The organism is Pseudoduganella sp. GW821-FHT12E03, from assembly GCF_058807115.1.
In genome coordinates this window covers 102,109-126,832 of the sequence record NZ_JBXAQJ010000003.1, presented here as the reverse complement: position 1 = coordinate 126,832, position 24,724 = coordinate 102,109, and the positions used below count along the sequence as shown (strand labels likewise).

18 protein-coding genes are annotated in these 24,724 nt (G+C 64.2%); 16 read left to right on the top strand and 2 right to left on the bottom strand.

All coding sequences use genetic code 11. The features are described 5' to 3' along the window. Window positions 1-84: 84 nt before the first annotated feature. Entirely contained in the window at window positions 85-2,331 is a 2,247-nt protein-coding gene (locus tag AC1RRC_RS08340; protein WP_493054821.1) for a sodium-translocating pyrophosphatase, read from the top strand. Between the two features lie 47 nt (window positions 2,332-2,378). Here the strand turns inward: AC1RRC_RS08340 and AC1RRC_RS08335 are convergent, their stop codons facing one another. Continuing rightward, entirely contained in the window at window positions 2,379-3,077 is a 699-nt protein-coding gene (locus tag AC1RRC_RS08335) for a PEP-CTERM sorting domain-containing protein (protein ID WP_493054820.1), read from the bottom strand. Window positions 3,078-3,227: 150 nt separating this feature from the next. On the opposite strand from AC1RRC_RS08335, the gene AC1RRC_RS08330 reads away from it, so the two are divergent. From AC1RRC_RS08330 to AC1RRC_RS08260, 15 genes are all read left to right on the top strand, one after another. Beyond that, a complete protein-coding gene (locus AC1RRC_RS08330) occupies window positions 3,228-3,719 on the top strand; it encodes a hypothetical protein (protein WP_493054819.1) in 492 nt (163 codons plus the stop codon). Window positions 3,720-3,879: 160 nt separating this feature from the next. Beyond that, a complete protein-coding gene (locus AC1RRC_RS08325; RefSeq protein ID WP_493054818.1) occupies window positions 3,880-4,638 on the top strand; it encodes a 3-hydroxyacyl-CoA dehydrogenase in 759 nt (252 codons plus the stop codon). Between the two features lie 166 nt (window positions 4,639-4,804). After that, entirely contained in the window at window positions 4,805-6,601 is a 1,797-nt protein-coding gene (gene ggt / locus AC1RRC_RS08320) for a gamma-glutamyltransferase (RefSeq protein ID WP_493054817.1), read from the top strand. A gap of 101 nt (window positions 6,602-6,702) precedes the next feature. After that, window positions 6,703-7,872 carry a patatin-like phospholipase family protein gene (locus AC1RRC_RS08315; RefSeq protein WP_493054816.1) on the top strand — a complete coding sequence of 390 codons (1,170 nt, stop codon included), beginning with the start codon at window positions 6,703-6,705 and terminating at the stop codon, window positions 7,870-7,872. Window positions 7,873-7,904: 32 nt separating this feature from the next. Next, a complete protein-coding gene (locus AC1RRC_RS08310; RefSeq protein WP_493054815.1) occupies window positions 7,905-12,860 on the top strand; it encodes a two-component regulator propeller domain-containing protein in 4,956 nt (1,651 codons plus the stop codon). 102 nt (window positions 12,861-12,962) lie between these two features. Continuing rightward, window positions 12,963-13,682 carry a response regulator gene (locus AC1RRC_RS08305; RefSeq protein ID WP_493054814.1) on the top strand — a complete coding sequence of 240 codons (720 nt, stop codon included), beginning with the start codon at window positions 12,963-12,965 and terminating at the stop codon, window positions 13,680-13,682. A gap of 301 nt (window positions 13,683-13,983) precedes the next feature. Next, window positions 13,984-15,606 (top strand): benzoate-CoA ligase family protein, encoded by a 1,623-nt coding sequence (locus tag AC1RRC_RS08300; RefSeq protein WP_493054813.1) that lies wholly within the window; start codon window positions 13,984-13,986, stop codon window positions 15,604-15,606. Window positions 15,607-15,609: 3 nt separating this feature from the next. Beyond that, window positions 15,610-17,994 (top strand): bifunctional salicylyl-CoA 5-hydroxylase/oxidoreductase, encoded by a 2,385-nt coding sequence (locus AC1RRC_RS08295; RefSeq protein ID WP_493054812.1) that lies wholly within the window; start codon window positions 15,610-15,612, stop codon window positions 17,992-17,994. 1 nt (window position 17,995) lies between these two features. Next, window positions 17,996-18,781: an SDR family NAD(P)-dependent oxidoreductase gene (locus tag AC1RRC_RS08290; RefSeq protein ID WP_493054811.1), complete on the top strand. Its 786-nt coding sequence runs from the start codon at window positions 17,996-17,998 to the stop codon at window positions 18,779-18,781. A gap of 8 nt (window positions 18,782-18,789) precedes the next feature. Further along, entirely contained in the window at window positions 18,790-19,314 is a 525-nt protein-coding gene (locus tag AC1RRC_RS08285; RefSeq protein ID WP_493054810.1) for a MarR family winged helix-turn-helix transcriptional regulator, read from the top strand. After that, window positions 19,314-20,168, top strand: a complete 855-nt coding sequence (locus tag AC1RRC_RS08280; RefSeq protein WP_493054809.1) for an enoyl-CoA hydratase family protein — start codon at window positions 19,314-19,316, stop codon at window positions 20,166-20,168. Before AC1RRC_RS08285 ends, AC1RRC_RS08280 begins: the two co-directional genes overlap by 1 nt. Before the next feature lie 4 nt (window positions 20,169-20,172). Next, window positions 20,173-21,336: an acyl-CoA dehydrogenase family protein gene (locus AC1RRC_RS08275; protein ID WP_493054808.1), complete on the top strand. Its 1,164-nt coding sequence runs from the start codon at window positions 20,173-20,175 to the stop codon at window positions 21,334-21,336. Next, window positions 21,333-21,722: a RidA family protein gene (locus AC1RRC_RS08270; RefSeq protein WP_493054807.1), complete on the top strand. Its 390-nt coding sequence runs from the start codon at window positions 21,333-21,335 to the stop codon at window positions 21,720-21,722. Before AC1RRC_RS08275 ends, AC1RRC_RS08270 begins: the two co-directional genes overlap by 4 nt. An 88-nt stretch (window positions 21,723-21,810) precedes the next feature. Then, a complete protein-coding gene (locus AC1RRC_RS08265) occupies window positions 21,811-22,443 on the top strand; it encodes a serine acetyltransferase (protein WP_493054806.1) in 633 nt (210 codons plus the stop codon). After that, complete coding sequence (locus AC1RRC_RS08260) at window positions 22,416-23,123, top strand: PEP_CTERM-anchored TLD domain-containing protein (RefSeq protein WP_493054805.1); 708 nt, start codon at window positions 22,416-22,418, stop codon at window positions 23,121-23,123. The genes AC1RRC_RS08265 and AC1RRC_RS08260 overlap by 28 nt, the downstream gene beginning before the upstream one ends. 22 nt (window positions 23,124-23,145) lie before the next feature. On the opposite strand, the gene AC1RRC_RS08255 is transcribed toward AC1RRC_RS08260, so the two are convergent. Next, a complete protein-coding gene (locus tag AC1RRC_RS08255) occupies window positions 23,146-24,615 on the bottom strand; it encodes an aldehyde dehydrogenase family protein (RefSeq protein ID WP_493054804.1) in 1,470 nt (489 codons plus the stop codon). Window positions 24,616-24,724: the final 109 nt, after the last annotated feature.

The following is a 24,724-nucleotide window of genomic DNA, read 5'->3' as shown; positions in this document are numbered from 1 at the left end:
GCCTGGTGGGCCTGTGCATCTGTCGGCATAGGCCCTTACGTGTGACGTAGTGGTCGAGCTTGATTACAAAACGAAGGGGAAACTATGACGGCAAGCCTATGGTTCGCAGTGGCGTGCGGCGTGATCGCCGTGGTGTATGGCTTATGGGCGCGCAGTTGGATCTTGCGCCAGGACGCCGGTAATGCGCGCATGCAGGAAATCGCAACAGCGATCCAACAAGGGGCGGCCGCCTACCTTGCAAGACAATACAAAACCATTGGCATCGTCGGCGTCGTCTTGCTGATTGCCATTGCCGTGCTGCTCGATATGCAGACGGCGCTGGGTTTCCTGATCGGCGCCGTGCTGTCCGGCGCCTGTGGTTTCATCGGCATGAACGTGTCGGTGCGCGCCAATGTGCGCACCGCGCAAGCCGCTTCCAAAGGCATGAATGAAGCGCTCGACGTCGCCTTCAAAGGCGGCGCCATCACCGGTATGCTGGTGGTGGGACTGGGCCTGCTGGGCGTGGTGCTGTTCTATATGATGCTGATGAGCCTGGCCGGCAGCGGCGGCCCGAACCCGGCCCGGACGCCGCATGACATCATCAAGCCGTTGATCGGCCTGGCCTTTGGCGCTTCGCTGATTTCCATTTTTGCCCGCCTCGGTGGCGGCATCTTCACCAAGGGCGCCGACGTCGGCGCCGACCTGGTTGGTAAAGTCGAAGCCGGTATCCCGGAAGACGACCCGCGCAATCCCGCCGTGATTGCCGACAACGTGGGCGACAACGTCGGCGATTGCGCCGGCATGGCGGCCGACCTGTTTGAAACCTATGTGGTGACCCTGATCGCCACCATGCTGCTGGGGGCGCTGATGTTTACCACGGCGTCGGCGCAGGCCATGGTGTATCCACTGCTGCTGGGCGCGGTGTCGATCCTCGGTTCCATCGTCGGTTGCGGCATGGTCAAGGCCAAGCCCGGCAAGAAAATCATGTCCGCGCTGTACACCGGCCTGTGGTGGGCGGCCGGCCTGTCGCTGATCGGCTTTGCCGTCGTGACATGGCAAGTGTGGCCGGACGACGCGATGCGCATGAAAATGATGGGCTGCGCGCTGGTCGGTATCGTGCTGACGGGCCTGATGGTGTACATCACCGAGTATTACACCGGCACCGACTTTCATCCGGTGCGCCATATCGCGGAAGCCTCGACCACGGGCCATGGCACCAACATCATTGCGGGTTTGGGCGTATCGATGAAATCCACCGCCTGGCCGGTGGTGGCCGTGTGCGCCGCCATCCTCGTGTCGTACCAGCTGGGCCAACTGTATGGCATCGCAATTGCCGCCACCTCGATGCTGTCGATGGCCGGCATCGTGGTGGCGCTCGACGCCTACGGTCCGATCACCGACAATGCTGGCGGCATTGCGGAAATGTCCGGCATGCCGGAATCCGTGCGCGCCATTACCGACCCGCTCGATGCGGTCGGCAACACCACCAAGGCCGTCACCAAGGGCTACGCCATCGGTTCGGCCGGCCTGGCGGCGCTGGTACTGTTTGCCGATTACACGCACGCGCTGGAATCGGTCGGCAAGAGCGTGACGTTTGACTTGTCGAACCCGATGGTGATCGTCGGCCTTATCCTCGGCGGCCTGATTCCTTACCTGTTTGGCGCCATGGCGATGGAAGCCGTGGGCCGCGCCGCCGGCGCCGTGGTGGTGGAAGTGCGCCGCCAGTTCCGCGACATCAAGGGCATCATGGATGGCACTGGCAAGCCGCAATATGACAAGGCGGTCGATATGCTGACCGCGTCGGCCATCCGCGAAATGATCCTGCCCTCGCTGTTGCCGGTGCTGGTGCCGGTGGCGGTGGGGATGTTGCTGGGCTCGGCCGCGCTGGGCGGCCTGTTGATGGGCACCATCATTACCGGCCTGTTCGTGGCGATTTCCATGACGACCGGCGGCGGCGCGTGGGATAACGCAAAAAAATACATCGAAGATGGCAATTTCGGCGGCAAGGGCTCCGATGCGCACAAGGCGGCCGTCACGGGCGATACCGTGGGCGACCCGTACAAGGACACCGCCGGTCCGGCCGTCAATCCGCTGATCAAGATCATCAACATCGTGGCGCTGCTGATCGTGCCGCTGTTGCCGGCGGCCGGCTGGCTGTCGGTAACGGTGCCGATGCATGCGTCCGCCCCGGTGCACGCACCGGGGCCGGTACCGATGCCGCCACAGACCGTGCTGGCGCCGGCCGAACCCGTACAATCTGCCCCGGGTGATGCGGCTGCGGTACCTGCGCCAGCGGCGCTGCCCGCAACCGTAGCTTCGGCGTCCGTACCGGCGGCGCAGCCGGCCAAGTAAGTGTATGGCTGATGCGCAGTTGCGCGCTGTGCATCAGCACAATCGCATCAGCGTTGCTTGCGGCGGCGGGTCAGGGCTGCGCCCAGCAAGCCGATGGCGAGCAGGCCGGCCGTGGCCGGCTCCGGCACCTGCTGGCGGTTTTCAGGATTTAACTCGATCAGCGCCAGATGGTTGGTATAAATGCGCGTCATGAAATATCCCACCGTGTAATTCCACTCAAGGGCCTGACTAACAATGTCACCAGGAGCAAAGCTGACGGTGCTGGTGAGCAAGTCATCTGCGCCTAAAAAAGCGTTGGTGTACGTTGTTGCGCCAAAGTGGGCCTCGACCCTGCCACCCGTTTCCGCGGTCTCGCCATAGGCGGCGGCATGCAAGGTATCCCCGTTGAGGTAGCCGGTAGTTAACCCTTTCCATAGGGTGAGGAACCAAGAACCGTTTCCATTGACAGCTTGGGTGGCGGTCAATCCGTTGATCGTGGTCGAGATGACCATCGGGTTGTCCGCATCGGTTTCGTATGCATAATCCGATTCCCGGTCGATATGACGCTGCGTCTTATCGAGGTCGATGCTGAACGTTTGCGTGAAGGTCTTGCCGGTCAATTCGCTGCCGGCGGTGCCGAACAGGCCGAGCTGGTCGAAGCCATATTCCACGGCGCCGGTGGCGCGCATGCTGACGACGGCGGCATTGGCCGCTGGCGCGGCCGCAGCGAAGAAGATGACACTTGCAAGCAGGGACTTCAAATTCATGCAAAACAACCTTTCTATGTAAATTGGAAATGTTTATTTCCATGAAATAATATTATTCTTTTGAAAAGTTGTCTAGGGGAATTACGGGCCCGACTGTACGGCGCCATGATACGGGCGGCGTATCATAGAGCCGTGTATCGGGAGCCCGACATGTTCAAATACCTGTTGCTGGGAAGTTGGCTGCTGGCAGCTGCTTCGGCGGCGCAGTCCGATCCTGCCGCCATCGAGGCATACCGGCGTTTGCCCTACTGCCGCTTGGCGCCGGACGGGCAGCGGTTGGTGCAGCAGCCATGCCGGAGGCCGCCTACCCGCAATTTTGCCCAGCGGCGCGCGCAGCCGGCGGTCCCGCAGTCGCCATTGGCGCCATCGCAGCCGCAGCGGCGTGAGCCCGGCCCTGAATGGCGTCCAACCCTGACGCCGCGCGTCGCGCCGTCCCTGCCGATGGCCGCCTTGCCATCGGCAGGGACGGCGACACCGGCGCCACCAGGTGTGCCGCCCGCAGTGCAGCCACTGAACCAGTGCGGCATCGCCGGTTGCCGGGGCGCGGATGGAACCTTGTACCAGCCGGGCGCCGGCGACATCGTGCTGGACCCGTCCGGCCGGATGTGCACGCGGCAAGGGCAGTGGGTGCATTGCCAATAATTGCGGCAACGTCAATGGCATGCCATTCACGTATTTTGCGAACGATCGTCCCAATTTTTGCAGTCGTCGCAAGAAATTCGCTACAATTAGAGATTACGTTTACGTAAACGTAAATAAGCATCAATTCTGCAAACCGGATTTTTAATGGAGGGGAGTTCGCATGCAAATCAAGGACAACGTATTTATCATCACCGGTGGCGCCTCGGGCCTGGGCGCCGCCACGGCGCGCATGATCGTGGAAGCGGGCGGTAAAGTAGTGCTGGCGGACGTGCAGGTGGAAGCCGGCCAGGCGCTGGCGGCGGAACTGGGCGGTGTGTTCGTCAAATGCGACGTGACGTCGGAAGCCGATGGCAAAGCCGTGGTGGACGCCGCGACCGCCATGGGTACCTTGCGTGGCCTGGTCAATTGCGCCGGCGTGGCGCCGGCCGTGAAAACCGTGGGCAAGGATGGTCCGCACCCGCTGGACCTGTTCCAGCGCACCATCAACATCAACCTGGTGGGCACCTTCAATATGTGCCGCCTGGCGGCGGACGCGATGAGCAAGACCGAAGGCGCCGAACACGGCGAGCGCGGCATCTTGATCAACACCGCGTCGGTGGCGGCATTCGATGGCCAGATCGGCCAGGCCGCTTACGGCGCCTCGAAAGCTGCGGTGGCCGGCATGACCCTGCCGATGGCGCGCGACCTGTCGCGCAACGGCATCCGCGTGATGACGATTGCACCGGGCATTTTCGAAACCCCGATGCTGCTGGGCATGCCAGCGGAAGTGCAAGATGCGCTGGGCAAGATGGTGCCGTTCCCGCCGCGCCTCGGCAAACCGGTGGAATACGCGATGCTGGCCAAGGCCATCATTGAAAACGTCATGATGAATGGTGAAACCATCCGCCTGGATGGCGCCATCCGCATGCAGCCAAAATAAAGCGCGGGACCGCGTCCCGCAGGACGGTTCCCATTTCCCGGGCGCGGGATTTGGGGTAGGATGCCGGAGCTATCGGGCGCGCGGTCCTGGCCGCGCGCCTGTTTTTATTTGTGCGACGGGTGCGGGGCCTTCAGGCCGGGCATCCTCATTAATCGATGGTGTCCGCATGTTCAAGTTGCATCCGCTGGCGCAGCCCGCTGTTTTGGCTGCCGTGTTGTCCGCCGCCCTGGCCGCCCCGATTTGTTACGCACAGGACGCGCGCGGGCCCGAACGGGCGCCGGAAATCGCCACCGGCTACGCCGACCGGCAAGGCGTCATCGCGGAAAAAACCATGGTGGCCGCCGCCAATCCCCATGCGACCGACGCCGGCTACCAGATGCTCAAAGCCGGCGGCGCGGCGATTGACGCCGCCATTGCCACCCAGCTGGTGCTGACCCTGGTCGAACCGCAATCGTCCGGCATCGGCGGCGGCGCCTTCCTGATGTACTTCGACGGCAAGAAAGTGCGCGCTTACGATGGCCGCGAAACCGCGCCGGCCGCCGCCACGGAAAAACTGTTCCAGGATGCGAACGGCAAGGCCGTCTCGCGTGAATCCGGCATTATCGGCGGCCGTTCGACCGGCGCGCCCGGCGTGCTGCGCATGCTGGAGATGGCGCACAAGGAACACGGCAAGCTGCCGTGGGCCAAATTGTTCGAACCGGCGATCCGGCTGGCATCGAACGGCTTTGCCGTCAGCCCGCGCCTGCATGCGCTGCTGTCTTACGACAGATACCTGGCGCGCGACCCGGTCGCCGCGGCGTATTTCTATGACAAGGACAAAAAGCCGTGGCCGGTCGGCCATGTGCTGAAAAACCCGGAACTGGCGCGCACGCTGAAAGAGATCGCGGCCGGCGGCGCGGACGCCTTCTATGGTGGGCGTATCGCGCGCGACATTGCCGCCAAGGTGCAGTCGCACGCCACCAATCCCGGCCTGTTGACGGTGCAGGATATCGCTTCGTACCAGGCCAAAGAGCGCGACCCGGTGTGCAGCGATTACAAGGCGTACACCGTGTGCGGCATGCCGCCGCCATCGTCGGGCGGCATCGCGATTGCCCAGATGCTGGGGGTGCTGGAACACCAGGGCATCGACAAATTCGCGCCGGTCGACGGCAAGGTCGGCGCCGATGCCGTGCACCTGTTTGCCGAAGCGGGGCGCCTGGCCTATGCCGACCGCAATCGCTACCTGGCCGATACGGACTTTGTGCCGCTGCCGGGCAAGGGCATCGCCTCGCTGATCGACAAGCGCTACCTGGCGCAGCGCGCCGCCCTGATTTCCAGCCGCTCGATGGGCCGCGCGAAATACGGCGTGCCGGACGGACTGGCCGTGGCGTGGGGCGCCGATACCGCGCCGGAGCGGCCCTCGACGTCGCACCTGTCCGTGGCCGACGCCAGTGGCGCCGTGCTGTCGATGACGACGTCGGTGGAAGATGCCTTTGGCTCGCGCCAGATGGTCGATGGTTTCCTGCTCAATAACCAGCTGACCGACTTTTCGTTTGATGCGCAGGATGAGAACGGCCCGATCGCCAACCGGGTGCAGCCGGGCAAGCGTCCGCGCAGCGCCATGTCACCGACCCTGGTATTCGACAAGGCGACGCGCAAGCTGTTGCTGTCCACCGGTTCGCCGGGCGGCACCGCCATCATTAATTACGTGGCCAAAGTGCTGGTCGGCACCCTGGACTGGAAGCTCGACGTGCAGCAAGCCATAAGCCTGCCCAATTTTGGCAGCCGCAATGGCCCGACCGAACTGGAAGCGGGCCGCTTCGCGCCGGCCGTGGTGGATGAATTGAAGGCGAGGGGACACGACGTGCGCCAGTTCGACCAGACTTCCGGTCTGCAGGGCATCATGCGTGTCAAAAAAGAGGGCAAGGAAGTGTGGTTTGGCGGCGCCGATCCCCGCCGCGAAGGGGCGGTGAAAGGGGACTGAGAGGGGACTGAGGCGCCTGAAAGATACTGCGGGTAACAAAAGTTGCCTTTGTGGCCATGCTGCCATTGCCCAAACAAAGTTGAGCCTGATACTCTGTCCGTATGGGAATGAAAAAGAAAACTGGCCTGATCCTCACCGGCGGCGGCGCGCGCGCCGCCTATCAGGTCGGCGTTCTGCAAGCGATCTCGGAAATCCTGTGGGAAGAGGGCTGGCCGCCGTCGCGCTGCCCGTTCAACATCATTTGCGGCACCTCGGCCGGCGCCATCAACGGCACCGCGCTGGCCTGCCGCGCCGACAATTTCGGCGAAGGGGTGCAAAAGCTGCTGGACGTCTGGACCGAGATGGAAGTGGCGCAGGTGTACCGCGCCGATTCGCTCGGCGTGATCCGGTCCGGCGCGCGCTGGCTGTCGCTGCTGTCCTTTGGCTGGCTGCTGCGCAAATGGCGCGCGGCGCCGCCGCAATCGCTGCTCGATAACACGCCATTGGTGGGCCTGCTGCACCGCATGCTCGATTTGCCGCGGCTGGACACGGTGATGCAGGAAGGCTTGCTGCATGCGCTGGCCGTCACCGCCTCGTCTTACACCTCCGGCCAGCACATCACGTTTTACCAGACCACGGCGGAAGTGGCGCCGTGGGTGCGGATGCAGCGCATCGCGCTGCAAGACCAGATCGGTGTCGAACATCTGCTGGCATCGTCGGCGATCCCGTTTATTTTCCCCGCCACGCCGCTGTACCTGGGCGGACAGCAAGAGTACTGCGGCGACGGTTCGATGCGCCAACTGGCGCCGATTTCACCGGCGATCCACCTGGGATCGGACAAGGTGCTGGTGGTGGGGGCGGGCCGCCTGACGGAACCTGCAATGCAGCGCACCGAAGCGCCACGTTATCCCAGCCTGGCGCAAATCGCCGGCCATGCGCTGTCGTCGATCTTTCTCGACAGCCTGGCGGTGGACATCGAGCGCCTCACGCGCGTCAACAAGACCTTGTCGCTGCTGCCGCCGGAATACCTGTCGCAGACGCCGCTGCGGCCGGTGGAGTTGCTGGTGATCGCGCCGTCCGAGCGGCTTGACGACATCGCCACCCGCCATATCGGCAGCCTGCCGGCGCCAATCCGCACCATGCTGTCCGGGATCGGCGCGACGGAAACACGCGGCGCGGCACTGGCGTCGTACCTGTTGTTCGAATCGACGTATACTTGCGAGTTAATCCAGCTCGGCCAGCGCGACACCCATGCGCGCAAGGAAGACGTGCTGGCCTTTTTCAATTCATGACGCCTGTACGCCGCCTCTGCCGCCGATTGCTGATGTCCGCCGCGCTTGCGCTGGCGGCAGTCGCCGCCTTGCCGGTGGCGCCGGCCCATGGCGCGGCGCCGCCGCGCACCTTGCGCTTCGAACAACTGGCGGTCGATGACGGCCTGGCGCAGGAATCCGTGCTGGCCGTGGCGCAGGACCGGCAGGGGTTCATGTGGTTCGGCAGCCAGGCCGGCCTGTCGCGCTATGACGGCGCGCGCATCATCACGTTCCGCAATATCGTGTCGGACCCGCGCAGCCTGACCGACAACTGGGTGCGCGTGCTGCACGTCGACCGCGAAGGGCGCATGTGGATCGGCACCGACGGTGGCCTGGACCGCTACGACCCGCTGACGCAGACCTTCATCCACTATCCGCCCACGGAGCCGGCCAAGCGCGGCAACGGCAACCGCCACGTGCGCGCGATTGTCGATGACGGCGAGGGCGGGCTGTGGATCGGCACCTCGGACGGCTTGCAGCACCTCGATCCGCTGACGGGGCGCTACCAGTTCTGGCACCACGACGCCGGCTTGCCGGGCAGCCTGGGTAATGACCAGATCAATGCGCTGGCGCGCGATGCCGATGGCCGCCTGTGGATCGGCACCGCCAGCGGGCTCGATGTGCTGGAGCCGGGCGCGCAAAGTTTCCGCCATTTCCGCGTTGAAGCGGCGCCGGATACCCGCTTTGAAGCCGTGCTGTCGCTGCACGTGGACCAGCAGCGCACCTTGTGGGTCGGCACCATGGGCAGTATCGAGCAATGGAAGCTGGCGCCGGGGGCGGACCAGCCGCAGCGGGTCCGGCTGGGCGAAGCCGATGGCCTGAAACCGGGCGTGATCACCGCGATTTACCAGGACATGGAAGGCACGGTATGGGCCGGCAGCCAGACCGAAGGCCTGTTCCGCTGGCGTCCCGATGCGCGCCGCTTCGTGCAATACCGCCACCAGCTGTCGGACCCGCACAGCCTGGCCGATAATTACGTCTCGTCGCTGTACCGCGACCGCTTCGGCACCCTGTGGGTCGGCACCTGGTATAACGGCGTGTCGCGCGTGGACCTGGGCAGCGGCGGCTTTGCGCGCCTGGTGCACGATCCGGAGCGGGGGCATTCGCTGTCCGACAACAAGGTGCGCGCCATTGTCGACGCCGGCAATGGCAAGCTTTGGCTGGGCAGCAATGACGGCCTGACCCTGTTCGACCCGCAGACCGGTGAAGGCCAGATATTCCGCGACGCCGGCGCCTCGCTCGATGCCCGCGATCCGCAGGTGATGGCGCTGTGGCGCGACAAATCCAATACCCTGTGGGTCGGCGGGCGCAATGGCTTGCGCCGCTTCGATCCGGCCACGAAGAAATTCACCCGCGTCCAGCCATGGCATGGCGATCCGGACAGCAACAGCCTGCGCGGCATTTATGGCGACAGCAAGGGCGTGCTGTGGATCGCCTCGCGCGGCGGCCTGCACCGCTATGACCCGAAGACCGGGGCTGTGCGCACGTTCCGGCACGACCCGCTCGATCCCGCCAGCCTGGCCGACAATGTGGTGCGTCCGGTCCTGGAAGACAGCAAGGGCCGGCTGTGGGTCGGTACCTTCAACGGCCTGGGATTGCTGGACCGCGACACCGGCAAATTCCGCCACTTCCGCCACGATCCGCGCGACCCGGCCAGCCTGTCGCACGATGAGGTGCACTACCTGTATGAGGACAAGACCGGCGTGCTGTGGGTCGGCACGGCGGCGGGCCTGAACCGCATGGAATTCCAGCCGGATGGCAGCGCGCGCTTCAAGCGCTACCTGCGCCGCGATGGCATGGCCGATGACGCGGTGGCGGCGATCCTGGAAGATGACGCCAGCCGCCTGTGGATCAGCACCAACGCCGGCATCACGCGCCTGAAAGTGCACTCCGGGCATTTGCGCAATTACGGCGGCGCGGATGGCACCATCGAGGGCGCGTACTTCGACAATTCCGCGTTGCGCACGCCCGATGGCACCATGTATTTCGGCGGTTTCAATGGCGTGACGGCGTTTGCGCCGGACGATATCCGGGAAAACAGCGCCGCCCCGTCTGTCGTGATCACGGACTTCCAGATCTTTAACCGTTCGATCCGCGCCGGGCAGGATGGCGGCAATATCCTCAAGCATGCGATCGAGCATACCCAGGCAATTACCCTGCGTGAGCAGGATTCCGTGTTTTCCCTGGAATTCGCCGCGCTGCACTTTGCCGGGCCGCAGCGCAACCGCTACGCGTACCAGTTGCAGGGTTTCGACAAGGATTGGGTGGTGACCGATGCGGGCAAGCGTTTCGCCACCTATACCAACCTTGACCCGGGCCATTACGTTTTCCGCGTCAAGGCCGCCAATAAGGACGGGGTGTGGAACGACAATGCCGCCACCCTGGCCATCACGATCCTGCCGCCGGTGTGGAAAACCTGGTGGTTCCGCGCCGGCATCGCCGCGCTGCTGCTGGGCAGCGCCTATGGCATTTACCGGGTGCGCATGCGCCAGTTGCAGTGGCAAAAGGAAAACCTCGAACGCGAAGTCAATTTCCGCACCGCCGAAGTGGAGTTGAAAAACTCGCTGCTGCAACAGCAAAAGACCGAACTGGAACGGCGCCGCGTGGAAGCCGAAGGCCAGCGCGCGGAAGCGGAAGAACGCCGCATGGACGCCGAGCGCCAGAAGCAGGAAGTGGAATCGCAAAAAGAAGCGGTGGAGCAGGCGCACCGCAATATTTCCGTGCTGTCGGAAATCGGCCGGGAAATGGCGGCCACGCTGGACATCGAAAAGGCCATGCGCACCCTGTACCGCCACGTGCGCCACCTGATGGACACCGACATGTTCGGCGTCGGGTTTTACCGTGAAGAGACCGGCACCATCGATTTCCCGTTCTCGATGGAGCGCGGCATGCGCAGCCTGCCATACAGCCGCCGCGTCGACGACCCGGACCAGCTGGCCGTGTGGTGCCTGTTCCACCGCCACGATATCTTCATCAACGATTTTTACGCGGAGTACAGCCGCTATATGGGGCCGGCGGGGCTCGACAAGCTGAAGCCTGCGCTGCTGGCCGACGGTTCCGATCCGGAATACGCGCAATCGATGCTGTACACGCCGCTGGTGGTCAACGACCGCGTGGTGGGCGTGCTGTCGGTGCAGAGCCGCAACAAGCACGCCTACCGCCAGGTGCACCTGGACATGCTGCAAACCCTGGCGGCGTATGCCGCCGTGTCGCTGGATAATGCGATGGCCTACCAGCGGCTGGAAGAAACCCTGCGCGAATTGCGCGACACGCAGGAACAGCTGATGCAGCAGCAGGCGCAGGTGCGCCTGCACACGGATGAACTGGCGCAAGCGAACCGCGCGCTGCAGGACAATGAAGAGCGGCTACGCTACGCCAAGCAAAAGGCGGAAGATGCGACGCGCCAGAAATCCGAATTCCTGGCCAACATGAGCCATGAAATGCGCACGCCGCTGGCCGGCGTGATCGGCATGCAGGGCTTCGCGCTGCGCGACCAGAAGCTGCACGACGTCACCCGTGAACAGATCGAACGGGCGCAGGCCAACGCACAGGCGCTGCTGGCCATCATCAACGACTTGCTGGACTTTTCCAAGATCGAGGCCGGCAAGCTGACGATTGAAAACATCGACTTTGCGCTGGCCGGCATGGTGGAAAACGTGGCCAGCCTGTTCGAGGAGCAAGCCGCCGCCTATTCGGTCGGTTTTTCGGTGGACTTCTCGGACGGCTTGCCGACCTTCGTGCTGGGCGACCCGACGCGCCTGCGCCAGGTGCTGGTCAACCTGGTGGGCAATGCCTTCAAGTTCACGCAGCGCGGCGAAGTGCGGCTGAAAGTCGAAAAGATGGCGCGCGACGCCAACCTGGACGAGGATTGCCATTTGATCCGCTTCACGGTGCAGGATACCGGCATCGGCATCGAGCCGGACGCCATGCCGCGCCTGTTCCAGAAGTTCGAGCAGGCCGACAGCACCACCACGCGGCGCTATGGCGGCACCGGCCTGGGCCTGGCGATTTGCCGCCAGCTGGTGGAATTGATGGGCGGCGAGATCAGTGTGGCGAGCACGCCCGGCGTCGGCAGCATCTTCACCTTTGAAATCCCGCTCAAGGAAGGCGTGGCGCCGCCGGTGGTGCCGCACCTGCCGCGCGAACCGCACAGCCATCAATTGCGCGTGCTGTGCGCGGAAGACTTCCCGACCAACCAGATCATCATCCGCATGATGCTCGAAGACCTGGGCCACAAGGCCGACATCGCGGCCAATGGCTTGCTGGCGGTGGCGGCCTGCGCGCGCACCCGCTATGACCTGATCCTGATGGATGGGCGCATGCCGGAAATGGACGGTCCGAGCGCCACGCGCCTGATCCGCGCCGGCGGCCCGGATGGCGCGCCGGTGCGTGACCAGGAATTGATGATCATTGCGCTGACGGCGAACGCCAGCGAAGAAGACCGCAGCCGCTACCTGGCGGCCGGCATGGACGATTTCCTGACCAAACCGATCGATGAAGCGGCGCTGCATTACCAGCTCTCGCGCGCCATCGAGCGCCAGTTGCAGCGCGGCATAGCCTTGCCGCCGATGCCGCAGCGCGAACCATCGCAGCCGACGCTGGAAGACCTGGACACCATGTTTGGCGTGGCGCCGGTGGCGCTGCCGTCGCCATCGCTGACACCACGTCCGCAGCCGGGCCAGTATGACGATCCGTTGAAAGCGCGGCTGCGGGCCGCGTTCCTGGCCGACTTGCCGGCGCGCCTGGCGGAACTCGATGAAGCCATTGCCGCGGTGGACAGCGATGCCGCGGGACGCCTGTTCCACGGCATGAAGGGCAGCGCCGCCTACCTGGAAGAACCAGACTTGCGCTCCCTGTGCGGCGAGCTGGAAAAAGCCGCCGATTGCGCCGACTGGGCCGCCATTGCGGCGGGCCTGCCCGGCTTGCGCGCCATGTTGGCCAGCATTGCGCAAACCGTGCAGCCGGAGTAACCCGTGTAATCCGAGAAACCAATCATGCAATCCTGAAAGCGCATGCATCCGTTATCGGTTAAACTTGGCACGGCGCCGTGCGGACGGCGTGGAGAGTAACAAATGAAAGTATTGGTGGTAGACGACGACGTCGTGTCGCGCATGGTGCTGATGCACCTGATCGACAGTTGCGGCAAATTCGATATTGTGGAAGCGGAAGACGGCGCCGACGCCTGGCAACAGCTGGAAAACGGGTTACGGCCCGCAATCGTGTTTTGTGATTTGCGCATGCCGCGCCTGTCCGGCATGGAATTGCTGCAGCGCGTAAAAGGCGATGCCGGGCTGAGTGCCTTGCCGTTTGTCCTGGTGTCGTCCGCCACCGACAAGGAAACCGTCCAGCAAGCCACCAAGGCCGGCGCCGCCGGCTACATTGTCAAGCCATTCCAGGCCGACCAGGTGCGCGTGCACCTGACCGCGTTCCTGGACCAGGCGGCCAGCGGCTATGAACACCTGGCCGAAGCGCCATCGGCCACCCAGCTGCGGCTGGGCATCAACGCCGACCGCTTGCTGGTGTACCTGACCGGCTTCCAGAACCAGCTGACCGCCGCCAGCGGCGAACTCGATGCGCTGTTTGCGCGCGGCGAGCAGCAGGAAGCGCAATCGCGCATCGACCGCCTGCACGCGGGCTGCGTCACCCTCGGCCTCTCTGGCGCCGCCAGTGCGCTGAAAAGCTTCGCGCCGGGCTTCCTGTCCAGCGATGCGGTGCAAGCCGTGCTGGCCGACGTGATCCGCGCTGTGATCCATCAATCGGCGCTGGTCAGAAAATCCATTGGCGGTAATTAAACAGGGCGGCTTACCGGGGGCGCCAAGCCCCTAGTGGGTCACTTGGCAACGGCTCGTGCCATAAAAGCGCGTCTTTCTGTGCCATGCCGCGTTGCAAATCCTCGCGATAGCCCGCTATCGCTGCGGTTTGCGCCTTGCCTGGCGCAGAAAGCCATCGCTTTTATTTGGCACTCCTGTTGCCAAGTGACCCACTAGCGGAAGCCGCCGGCCCTGCCGATACCCTTGCCCAAAAAATAGTTTAGGTTTAAAGTAAAAGTCTGCAGGCTGACTTTTACCGACCAAACACCCAAGGGCGACCAAGATGACAGCAATTGCCGCACCCCTATCCGGGCACGAAGATCCGTTTACCCGTGACCATTTGCCGCCGCGCGGCTTGTGGCCGGAACTGTGTTTCGATTTGCCCGAACTGCATTACCCGGACCGCCTCAATTGCGCGGCAGAATTGCTGGACCGTGCGATTGAGCGCGGCTGGGGCGACCGGATCGCCATCCATAGCGCCGCTGGCGCGTGGACCTACGCACAATTGCAACAGCAGGTCGACCGCATCGCGCACGTGCTGCGCGGGCCGCTCGGCCTGAAAACCGGCAACCGCGTGCTGCTGCGCGGCGCCAACCACCCGATGATGGCCGCTTGCGTGCTGGCGGTGCTGAAAGCCGGGCTGGTGGCGGTGCCGACCATGCCGCTGCTGCGCGCCCGCGAACTGGGCGCGATCCTTGGCAAGGCGCAAGTCAATGCCGTCCTGTGCGCCGATGCGCTGCGCGGCGAACTCGATGCGGCCGACCAATTGCCCGCCACCGTGGTGGTGTTCAATGGCGATGGCGGACCCGGTTCGCTGGAAATGCTGATGCGCGATGTGCCGGCCGCCGGCTTTGACCCTTGCGACACCAGCGCCGACGATGTCTGCCTGATCAGCTTCACGTCCGGCACCACCGGGATCCCGAAAGGCACCATGCACTTCCACCGCGACGTGCTGGCCATTTGCGATTGCTTCCCCCGGTCCACCCTGAAGTCGCGGCACGACGACATCTTTATCGGCACGCCGCCGCTTGCGTTCACCTTCGGCCTGGGCGGCTTGCTGCTGTTCCCGTTGCGGGTGGGCGCGTCCACCGTGCTGCTGGAAAAGCTCACGCCGGAAACCCTGCTTGCCGCCATCGCCCAATACAAGGCGACCATCTGCTTTACCGCACCCACGTTTTACCGGCAAATGGCGCCGCTGGCGCCGAAAGTCGACTTGTCGGCGCTGCGCAAATCCGTCTCGGCCGGCGAAGCGCTGCCGCTGGCCACGCGCGAAGCATGGCAGCAGGCGACCGGCCTGCGCATGATCGACGGTATCGGCGCCACGGAAATGCTGCACATCTTTATTTCGGCCGCCGATGACGACATCCGCCCCGGCGCCACCGGCAAGCCGATTCCCGGCTACCAGGCGTGCCTGCTGGACGCCGATGGCAAGCCTGTCGGTCCCGGCGTGATCGGCCGCCTGGCGGTCAAAGGGCCGACCGGCTGCCGCTACCTGGCCGACGAGCGCCAGCGCGAGTACGTCGTCAACGGCTGGAACCTGACCGGTGACGCGTATGAAATGGATGCGGATGGCTATTTCTTTTACCGTTCGCGCACCGACGACATGATCATCTCCGCCGGCTACAACATCGCGGGACCGGAAGTGGAAGACGCATTGCTGCGCCATCCGGCCGTGGCCGAATGCGGCGTGGTCGGCAAACCGGACGAGGAACGCGGCCAGATCGTGGAAGCGTTCGTGGTGCTCAAGGCTGGATTCGAGGCCAGCGACGCGCTGGCCGTGGCGTTGCAGGAATTCGTCAAGGGACAGATCGCACCCTACAAATACCCGCGCGCGCTGCGCTTCATGCCGGCGCTGCCACGCACGGAAACCGGCAAATTGCAGCGATTCAAGCTGCGCCAGGAGTAATCAATGAATATTGTCTGCATAGGCGGCGGCCCGGCCGGCCTGTATTTTGCGCTGCTGATGAAGAAACAGAACGCGGCGCACAACATCACCGTCATCGAACGCAATCGCCCGTATGACACCTTTGGCTGGGGCGTGGTGTTTTCCGACCAGACTCTGGGCAACCTGGCGCAGGCCGACGAGCCGACCGCGAAAGCCATCCTGCAAGCGTTCAACCACTGGGACGATATCGACATTTTCTTCAAAGGAGAGAAAGTCACCTCCGGCGGCCATGGTTTTTGCGGCATCGGCCGCAAGCGCCTGTTGAATATCCTGCAGCAGCGCTGCGAGCAGCTGGGCGTGCAACTGGTGTTTGAAACCGACGTGGCGGACGACCAGGCGCTGGCAGCGCAATACAACGCCGACCTGGTGATCGCGTCCGATGGCTTGAACAGCCGGATCCGCGCGCGCTACGCCGCCACCTACCAGCCGCAAATTGAAACGCGCCAGTGCCGCTTCGTGTGGCTGGGCACGAAAAAGAAGTTCGACGCGTTCACGTTCGCCTTCAAGGAAACAGAGCACGGCTGGTTCCAGGCCCACATTTACCAGTACGACGGCGACACCTCGACGTTTATCGTGGAAACGCCGGAAACCGTGTGGCGCGCGGCGGGGCTGGAAGACATGACGCAGGAACAGGCGACGGCGTTTTGTGAAGACCTGTTTGCCGAGCAGCTCGATGGCCATGCGCTGATGTCGAACGCGGCGCATTTGCGCGGATCGAATGTGTGGATCAAGTTCCCGCGCGTGGTCTGTGAGCGCTGGGTGCACTGGCATGGCAGCGTTCCGGTGGTGCTGATGGGTGACGCGGCCCATTCCGCCCACTATTCAATCGGTTCCGGCACCAAGCTGGCGCTGGAAGATGCGATCGAGCTGGCGTCGTGCTTTGGCAAAGGCGGTGAACTCCGCCCGACCCTGGAACAGTATGAAGCCGTGCGGGCCATTGAAGTGCTGAAGATTCAGAGCGCGGCGCGCAATTCCATGGAGTGGTTTGAAAACGTGCGCCGCTATACCAAGCTGGAAGCGCCGCAATTCGCTTATTCGATGCTGACGCGCAGCCAGCGCCTGTCGCATGAAAACCTGCGGTTGCGCGATCCCGCCTACGTGGCGGAGTATGAGCGGTGGCTGGCCGGCCAGGCGCGGGCGCAATGCGGCCTGCCGCCGCAGGCAGAGAACGCGAAGCCGGTACCGCCAATGTTCACCCCGTACAAGGTGCGCGATCTGGTGCTGAAGAACCGCATCGTGGTCTCGCCGATGGCGCAATACAGCGCGGTCGACGGCACGGTGGGCGATTACCACCTGGTGCACCTGGGCGCGCGCGCGATGGGCGGCGCGGCCATGGTGATGGCGGAAATGACGTGCGTGTCCAGCGACGCGCGCATCACGCCGTACTGTCCCGGCATGTATGCGCCGGAACACACGGCGGCGTGGAAGCGCATCGTCGACTACGTGCACGCCCACAGCGATGCGAAGATCGCGCTGCAGCTGGGCCATGCCGGCGCCAAGGGATCGACCCGCGCCATGTGGGACGGCATTGACCTGCCATTGCCGAAGAGCGCGGACAACTGGCCGCTGGTGTCGGCCTCGAGCCAGCAATATTTGCCGGGCGTGTCGCAGGTGGCGCGCACCGCCACGGTCGATGACATGCGCCGCATCGAGAGCGACTTCGTGCGCGCCACGGTGGCGGCCGAACAGGCGGGCTTCGACTGGCTGGAGTTGCACTGCGCGCACGGCTATCTGCTGTCCTCGTTCATTTCGCCATTGACCAACCAGCGCGGCGATGAATATGGCGGCAGCCTGGAAAACCGCTGCCGCTTCCCGCTGCGCGTGTTCGCCGCCATGCGCGCCGCATGGCCTGCGCACAAACCGATGAGCGTGCGGATTTCCGCGCATGACTGGGTCGAAGGCGGCATCACGCCGGACGACGCGGTGGCCATTGCGCGCCTGTTCAAGCAGGCCGGCGCGGACATGATCGACTGTTCGTCGGGCCAGGTCAGCAAGCTGGAAAAGCCGGTCTATGGCCGCATGTTCCAGGCGCCGTTCGCCGACCGCGTGCGCAACGAAGCCGGCATTGCCGCGATGGCGGTCGGATCGATCTTCGAAGCGGACCACGCCAACGGCATCATTGCCGCCGGCCGCGCCGACCTGTGCGCCGTGGGCCGTCCCCACCTGGCCAATCCGGCATGGACCCTGCATGAAGCGGCGAAGCTGGGCTACCAGCCGGTCGCGTGGCCGAAGCAATACATGCCGGGCAAGCAGCAGATGGAACGCAACCTGGAACGCGAACGGCAAATGGCGGCCGCCGCGGCGGGCCTGAGCCCGCAGGAAGTCGCCGCGAAATTGCTGGAGGGATGACATGCACAATACACTGGGGACATTGCAGGACAAGCACGCGCTGGTGACCGGCGGCGGACGCGGTATCGGACTGGCGTGCGCCCGCGCCTTGCTGTTGCGGGGCGCCAAGGTCACCCTGGCGGGGCGGGATTTTTCCACCCTGGTGCAGGCGCAGCAGGAATTGCGGGCACTGGGCGACGTGGCGGTGCAGACCATGGACGTGGCCGATGAAACCTCCGTCAATGAAGGCTTCGCGGCGGCGGCCGAACGCTTTGGCCGCATCGATATCCTGGTCAACAATGCGGGCCAGGCCAAACCCGCGCCATTCCTGAAAACCGACACCGCGCACTGGCAGCAAATGCTGGCGGTGAATTTGTCCGGCGTGTTCCACTGCTGCCAGGCGGCGCTGCCGGCCATGCTGGACGCCGGGTGGGGCCGCATCGTCAACGTCGCGTCCACGGCTGGATTGACCGGCTACCGTTACGTCGCCGGGTATGTGGCGGCCAAGCACGGCGTGGTGGGCCTGACGCGCGCGCTGGCGCTGGAAGTGGCGGCCAAGGGCGTCACGGTCAACGCGGTCTGTCCCGGCTATACCGAGACCGAGATCGTCAAGGATGCGATTGCCAACATCATGGCCAAGACCGGCCGCACGGAAGGGGAGGCGCGGGCCGAACTGGCGGCAGCCAATCCGCAAAAGCGCCTGGTGCAAAGCGAGGAAGTGGCCAACGCGGTGGCGTGGCTGTGCCAGCCGGATTCCGCCGCCATGAATGGCCAGGCGATCGCCGTCGCCGGCGGGGAAGTGATGTAGGAGCGCTCATGGCACTGGAACCTGATGTGGAACCCAATCTGGACAATAAACCCGACCCGGGCCAGGCGCTGGACCTGGCCAGCCGCCTGACGCAAGACCACCACCAGTCGCTGAAACTGTGGCTGCGGATGTTGTCATGCACGGTCAAGATTGAAAATGAAATCCGCTCGCGGCTGCGCGCCACGTTCGGCATCACCTTGCCGCGCTTTGACTTGATGGCGCAGCTGGAACGGTATCCCGATGGCTTGCGCATGGGCGAACTGTCGAAACGCATGATGGTCACGGGCGGCAATATCACCGGCATCACCGACCAGCTGGAACAGGAAGGGCTGGTGATGCGAGTCCCGGATCCAAGGGATGGCCGCGCCTACAGCGTCAAGCTGACGCAGGAAGGCCGCAAAGCCTTTGCCATCATGGCGGAAACCCACGAAGCATGGGTGGCGGAATTGCTGGCGCCGATCGCGCAGGACGACAAGGCACAACTGATTAACCTGCTGTCGCAAATGAAGCGGCATCTGAACGAGGGAACCTGATGAAATACTTACCCGGCGAACCGCAGCACTTGCCCGGCAACCGCAGCCAATTGGCCGGTTACCAGGCGCGCCACTTCCTTTTCACAGTGGACAACGGCGTGGCCACGGTGGCACTGAACCGGCCCGAGCGCAAGAACCCGCTGACCTTTGATTCGTATGCGGAGTTGCGCGACCTGTTCCGCGCGCTGGCCTACGCCGACGATATTCACGCCATCGTGGTGCAGGGCGAGGGCGGCAATTTCTGTTCCGGTGGCGATGTGCACGACATCATCGGTCCGCTGACCAAACTCGATATGCCGGGCTTGCTGTCGTTTACGCGCATGACGGGTGACCTGGTCAAAGCCATGCGCGCCTGCCCGCAACCGGTTGTCGCCGCCATCGATGGTATCTGCGCCGGCGCCGGCGCGATGATGGCGCTGGCGTCCGATATCCGCCTCGGCACGGAGCGCAGCAAGACCGCGTTCTTGTTCACCCGCGTTGGCCTGGCCGGCTGCGACATGGGCGCCTGTGCCTTGCTGCCGCGCATGATCGGCCAGGGCCGGGCGTCGGAATTGCTGTACACGGGCCGTTCACTGGGGGGCGCGGAAGGTGAACGGTGGGGCTGGTTCAACAGCCTGCATGCGCCGGAAGACTTGCTCAATGCGGCGCAGGCGTTTGCGCGCGGCCTGGCCGATGGCCCCACGTTCGCGCATGGTATGACCAAGAAAATGCTGCAGCAGGAGTGGAACATGGGCGTCGATGAAGCCATCGAAGCGGAAGCGCAGGCGCAGGCCATCTGCATGGCCACCAATGATTTCCACCGCGCCTACCACGCGTTCGTGGCGAAGCAAAAACCGCAGTTCGAAGGGGATTGAAGCAATGAGCGATAAAAGCTACCTGGCATGGCCATTTTTTGAGGCGCGCCATGCGGAGCTCGAGCGGCAGCTCGATGCCTGGGCCGCCAGCCATTTGCAGGATGCGCATGGCGCCGACGTCGATGACAGTTGCCGCAAGCTGGTGAAATTGCTGGGCGACGGCGGCTGGCTGCGCCATGCCGTGGGCGGTACCGCTTATGGCGGCGCGGGCGACACCATCGATACGCGCGCCATCTGCCTCGTGCGCGAAACGCTGGCGCGCCACGAAGGCCTGGCCGACTTCGCGTTTGCCATGCAGGGACTGGGTTCCGGCGCCATCAGCCTGTTCGGCAGCGGGGCGCAAAAGCAGGCGTATCTGCCGAAGGTTGCGCGCGGCGAGGCGATAGCCGCGTTTGCGCTGTCGGAGCCGCAGGCCGGTTCCGACGTGGCGGCGATGGCGTGCGCGGCGGCGCGCGATGGTGATCACTACGTGCTCGATGGCGAAAAGACGTGGATTTCCAATGGCGGCATCGCGGACTTTTACGTGGTGTTTGCCCGTACCGGGGAACAACCGGGGGCGCGCGGCATCAGCGCTTTTATTGTCGATGCCGATACGCCGGGCTTCACGATTGCCGAGCGCATCGACGTGATCGCGCCGCACCCGCTGGCGCGTTTGAAATTCGACGGTTGCCGCATTCCCGCGTCGCAGCGGATCGGTGACGGCGGCCAGGGCTTTAAAGTCGCGATGGCGACCCTGGACGTGTTCCGCACGTCGGTGGCGGCGGCCGCGCTGGGCTTTGCCCGCCGCGCGCTCGATGAAGCGCTGCGGCGCGCCACCACGCGCCAGATGTTTGGCCAGGTCTTGGCGGACTTCCAGCTGACGCAGGCGAAGCTGGCGCAGATGGCGACCGGGATCGACAGCAGCGCCTTGCTGACCTACCGCGCCGCGTGGCAGCGCGACCAGGGCAATAACGTCACGAAGGAAGCGGCCATGGCGAAAATGACGGCCACGGAAACCGCGCAGCAAGTGATCGACGCGGCGGTGCAAATGTTTGGCGGCCTCGGTGTCGTCAGCGAGGTGCCGGTCGAGCGCTTGTACCGTGAAATCCGCGCGCTGCGGATTTATGAGGGCGCGACCGAAGTGCAGCAACTGATCATTGCACGCGAATTGTTAAAGGGGATGAAATGAAATTCCTGCAACCACCAGGATGGGTCCGGCCGCGCGGCTATTCCAACGGGGTCGCGGCCAGCGGTACCACGGTCTGTGTCAGTGGCATGATCGGCTGGGATGCGCAAGGGGTGTTCCACACGGACGACTTCGCCGGCCAGGTCCGCCAATGCATGGAAAATATCGTGGCCGTGCTGGCCGAAGCCAACGCCCGTCCCGAACACATCGTGCGCATGACGTGGTATGTGGTCGACAAACATGAATACATGGGCGCCTACAAGGAAATCGGTGCGATTTACCGCGAGCTCATCGGCCAGCATTATCCGGCCATGACGGCGGTGCAGGTGGCGGGATTGCTGGAAGAGCGGGCACGGGTCGAGATCGAAGTCACCGCCATCGTGCCCTGACCTGGCCGCCGCGTCATATTGCGCGCCAGGGTTTTGGTGAATCACTGACAATATGGTCCAAACGACAATATTGTGAGTGAACGACAGCATGGCTACCTGGGATCGACTGAAGGCGGACACGTTCCGCCAGTATGGCCGCTATGGCGCGGCGTCATTGCTGAAGGGTTTCCTGACGCGGCGGACTTTCCGCCCGGTGGTGACCATGCGGCTGTGCCAGCGCGCGCGCGATGGCGGGGCGGCGGGGCGGCTGGTGCTGCCGCTGCTGAAAATCCTGCACCGCGTTGCCACCCACCAGGCGGCCATGGATTTCCCTTGGACCGCGCATTTTGGCCCGGGGCTGGCGCTGACCCATGGCTGGGGACTGGTGGTCAGCCAGGGTGTCCGCATCGGGCGCAACGTGACACTGTTCCACGGCGTCACGCTGGGCCGGCGCGACCGCATCGGCGCCGATGGCCAGCGCGACATTGGCTATCCCGTGCTGGAAGATGAAGTGTGGATCGGACCGCACGCAGTGATCGTGGGCGGCGTGACGATCGGGCGCGGCAGCCGTATCGGCGCCGGCGCTTTTGTGACGTCCGACGTGCCGCCCTATTCCGTGGTGGCCGGTAATCCTTCCGTTATCGTCAAGAGCAACTGCGTACCGGATGTGATGAATCCGGTGCCGGCCGAGCTCGACTCAACCGTGGAGCAGCCATGCATTTCCGTTCAAGAATCGTTATAAGCGCGCTGGCCTTGCTGGCCGCGCTGCCGGCACATGCCACGCTGCTCAGCGCGGCGGACCATGCGCAATTGTCGTCGTGGCTGGGCGAGGGGTCGCTGGGCCTGAACCTGTTGTTTGCCAAGGCGCCCGGCAAGACCGCGGCCGACTTCCATGCGGCGGCCGATGGCAAGGGCCGTACCTTCACCGTCATGCAAGCCTATGGTGTGGATGGCCGTTCCTGGCTGGTGGGCGGCTATAACCCGCAAAGCTGGTCATCCAAAGGGGGCTTCAACATGACGCCCGATGCGGCGGACCGCACCGCATTCCTGTTTAACCTGACCAGCGGCTTGCACTTCCAGCAATTGCCGGTGCTGGCGGGCGACGACTATGGCGCCATGCAGACCGTCAATGATGCGGCCAAGGGCCCCACCTTTGGCGCGGGCTTTGATTTATCGGTGCCGTTTGATTTGACCACCGGCGGCGTCTCTGCGCTGCTCAGCTATAACGATGGCGCGCACCACCAGAACCCGTTCACCAGCTTGCTGGACAATACGCCGTACCAGAACATCGCCAATGTGCGCTTTGGCCAGATCGAAGTCTATACCGTCAACCTGGTGCCGGAACCCGGCGCCGGCTGGCTGACCGGCGCCGGGCTGGCTGTCCTGGCGCTGGTGCTGCGGCGCCGTAAAACAGCGGCCTGACGCGGCGAGATAGCGCCGCAGCTTAGAACGGCAGGCGCAGCAAGTCGACCGTCATGCGGATCAGCTTGTTGCGGCCTTGCGTATACGGTGGGAAGAACAGTTTCACCAGGTGCAGCCAGGAGCCGCGCAGCACGGCGCGTTCATGGGAAAACGCCTTGAAGCCATAGTTGCCGTGCGCATTGCCGATGCCGGAGTTGTTGACACCGCCAAATGGCAAGTTGCCGTGCGCAAAATGCGCAACGCAATGGTTGACGCAGGCGCCGCCGGAACTGGTGTGCGACAACACCCGCTTGATCGCGCGCCGGTCGGTGCTCCACAGATACAGCGCCAGCGGTTTCGGCTGGCGGTTGATGTCATGGATGACTTGGTCCAGGTCGGTGTATTCGATAATCGGCAGCAGCGGGCCAAAGATTTCTTCCGACAGGATGGCGGCGCCCTCCGGCACCCGTTCCAGCAAGGTCGGGGCGATATAGCACTGTGCGGTATCGACGTCGCCGCCGGCCAGCACTTTCGCGCCACGGTCCACCGCATCGTTCAGTAAATGCGCCACGCGCTGCGTGTGGCGCTGGTTCACCACCCGGGTCAGGTCGGCGCTGGCTTTTTGCGCGGCCGCGCCGGCGCCATAGCGCTGCTGCAGCACGGAGCGGCAGGCGTCGACAAACGCCTGCTTGACGGAGGCGTGCACATAGGCGGTATCGGGGGCGACGCAGGTTTGTCCATTGTTGAGGAATTTGCCCCACATCAGGGTTTCCGCCGCCATTTGCACATTGGCGCTGGCGTCGACAATCACCGGCGATTTGCCGCCCAGTTCCAGGGTGACGCTGGCCAGGTGTTTGGCGGCGGCGGCCATCACGACCTTGCCGACCGCGGGCGACCCCGTGAAGAAGATATGGTCGAACGGCAGTTCCAGCAGCGCTTGCGACGTCGGCAGGCTGCCTTCGAACAGCGCCACTTCGTCCGCCGGAAACACATCGGCAACGATGCGGCCCATCAGCGCGGACACGGCCGGCGTCATTTCCGAAGGTTTGATGATGGCGGTGTTGCCGGCCGCCAGCGCGGACACCAGCGGGCCGAAGCACAGGCTCAGCGGGTAGTTCCACGGCGCGATGATCAGTACGCGGCCGCGCGGCTGGTATTGCACGTGGGCCCGGGTCCCCAGCATGGTCTTGGTCGGCCACACGCGCTTTGGTTTCATCCAGCGCCGCAGGCTGCCGATGGCCTGGTGGATTTCATCCATCACCGGCAGGAATTCCGATACTTCGACTTCCGCTTCCGGCTTGCGGTAGTCCTGCGCAAAGGCCTGGTGGAAGGCCGCGCGGTGCGCCAGCATGGCGTCGCGCAGTTTTTCGATGCGGCCGATACGCTCGCCGGCGGTCGATTCGCGCCAGCGCAGCGCGGTCGCTCGCTGCACATCGAACACCGCGCGCATGCGGTGCGGATCGGCTTCGCCGGCGGCGGTTTGCAACGAAAGGGAAGAAGGGGTGTCGTTCATCTGCACTGCATCCGTCCAGGTTGGGCAAACTTCGACACTAGCATGCGCGATGAGCCATGGTTGACATGTTTACTCTAATGCCGGCCTGGTGGTTTCGTTGTATTCCTGC

What these genes read in the sequence shown, in the direction of transcription:
- AC1RRC_RS08280 (WP_493054809.1), top strand. Translation starts at nt 19,314, where the DNA reads ATGAAATACTTACCCGGCGAACCGCAGCACTTGCCCGGCAACCGCAGC.
- ggt (WP_493054817.1), top strand. Translation starts at nt 4,805, where the DNA reads ATGTTCAAGTTGCATCCGCTGGCGCAGCCCGCTGTTTTGGCTGCCGTG.
- AC1RRC_RS08275 (WP_493054808.1), top strand. Translation starts at nt 20,173, where the DNA reads ATGAGCGATAAAAGCTACCTGGCATGGCCATTTTTTGAGGCGCGCCAT.
- AC1RRC_RS08300 (WP_493054813.1), top strand. Translation starts at nt 13,984, where the DNA reads ATGACAGCAATTGCCGCACCCCTATCCGGGCACGAAGATCCGTTTACC.
- AC1RRC_RS08330 (WP_493054819.1), top strand. Translation starts at nt 3,228, where the DNA reads ATGTTCAAATACCTGTTGCTGGGAAGTTGGCTGCTGGCAGCTGCTTCG.
- AC1RRC_RS08290 (WP_493054811.1), top strand. Translation starts at nt 17,996, where the DNA reads ATGCACAATACACTGGGGACATTGCAGGACAAGCACGCGCTGGTGACC.
- AC1RRC_RS08325 (WP_493054818.1), top strand. Translation starts at nt 3,880, where the DNA reads ATGCAAATCAAGGACAACGTATTTATCATCACCGGTGGCGCCTCGGGC.
- AC1RRC_RS08265 (WP_493054806.1), top strand. Translation starts at nt 21,811, where the DNA reads ATGGCTACCTGGGATCGACTGAAGGCGGACACGTTCCGCCAGTATGGC.
- AC1RRC_RS08310 (WP_493054815.1), top strand. Translation starts at nt 7,905, where the DNA reads ATGTCCGCCGCGCTTGCGCTGGCGGCAGTCGCCGCCTTGCCGGTGGCG.
- AC1RRC_RS08305 (WP_493054814.1), top strand. Translation starts at nt 12,963, where the DNA reads ATGAAAGTATTGGTGGTAGACGACGACGTCGTGTCGCGCATGGTGCTG.
- AC1RRC_RS08285 (WP_493054810.1), top strand. Translation starts at nt 18,790, where the DNA reads ATGGCACTGGAACCTGATGTGGAACCCAATCTGGACAATAAACCCGAC.
- AC1RRC_RS08295 (WP_493054812.1), top strand. Translation starts at nt 15,610, where the DNA reads ATGAATATTGTCTGCATAGGCGGCGGCCCGGCCGGCCTGTATTTTGCG.
- AC1RRC_RS08335 (WP_493054820.1), bottom strand. Translation starts at nt 3,077, where the DNA reads ATGAATTTGAAGTCCCTGCTTGCAAGTGTCATCTTCTTCGCTGCGGCC.
- AC1RRC_RS08315 (WP_493054816.1), top strand. Translation starts at nt 6,703, where the DNA reads ATGGGAATGAAAAAGAAAACTGGCCTGATCCTCACCGGCGGCGGCGCG.
- AC1RRC_RS08340 (WP_493054821.1), top strand. Translation starts at nt 85, where the DNA reads ATGACGGCAAGCCTATGGTTCGCAGTGGCGTGCGGCGTGATCGCCGTG.
- AC1RRC_RS08255 (WP_493054804.1), bottom strand. Translation starts at nt 24,615, where the DNA reads ATGAACGACACCCCTTCTTCCCTTTCGTTGCAAACCGCCGCCGGCGAA.
- AC1RRC_RS08270 (WP_493054807.1), top strand. Translation starts at nt 21,333, where the DNA reads ATGAAATTCCTGCAACCACCAGGATGGGTCCGGCCGCGCGGCTATTCC.
- AC1RRC_RS08260 (WP_493054805.1), top strand. Translation starts at nt 22,416, where the DNA reads ATGCATTTCCGTTCAAGAATCGTTATAAGCGCGCTGGCCTTGCTGGCC.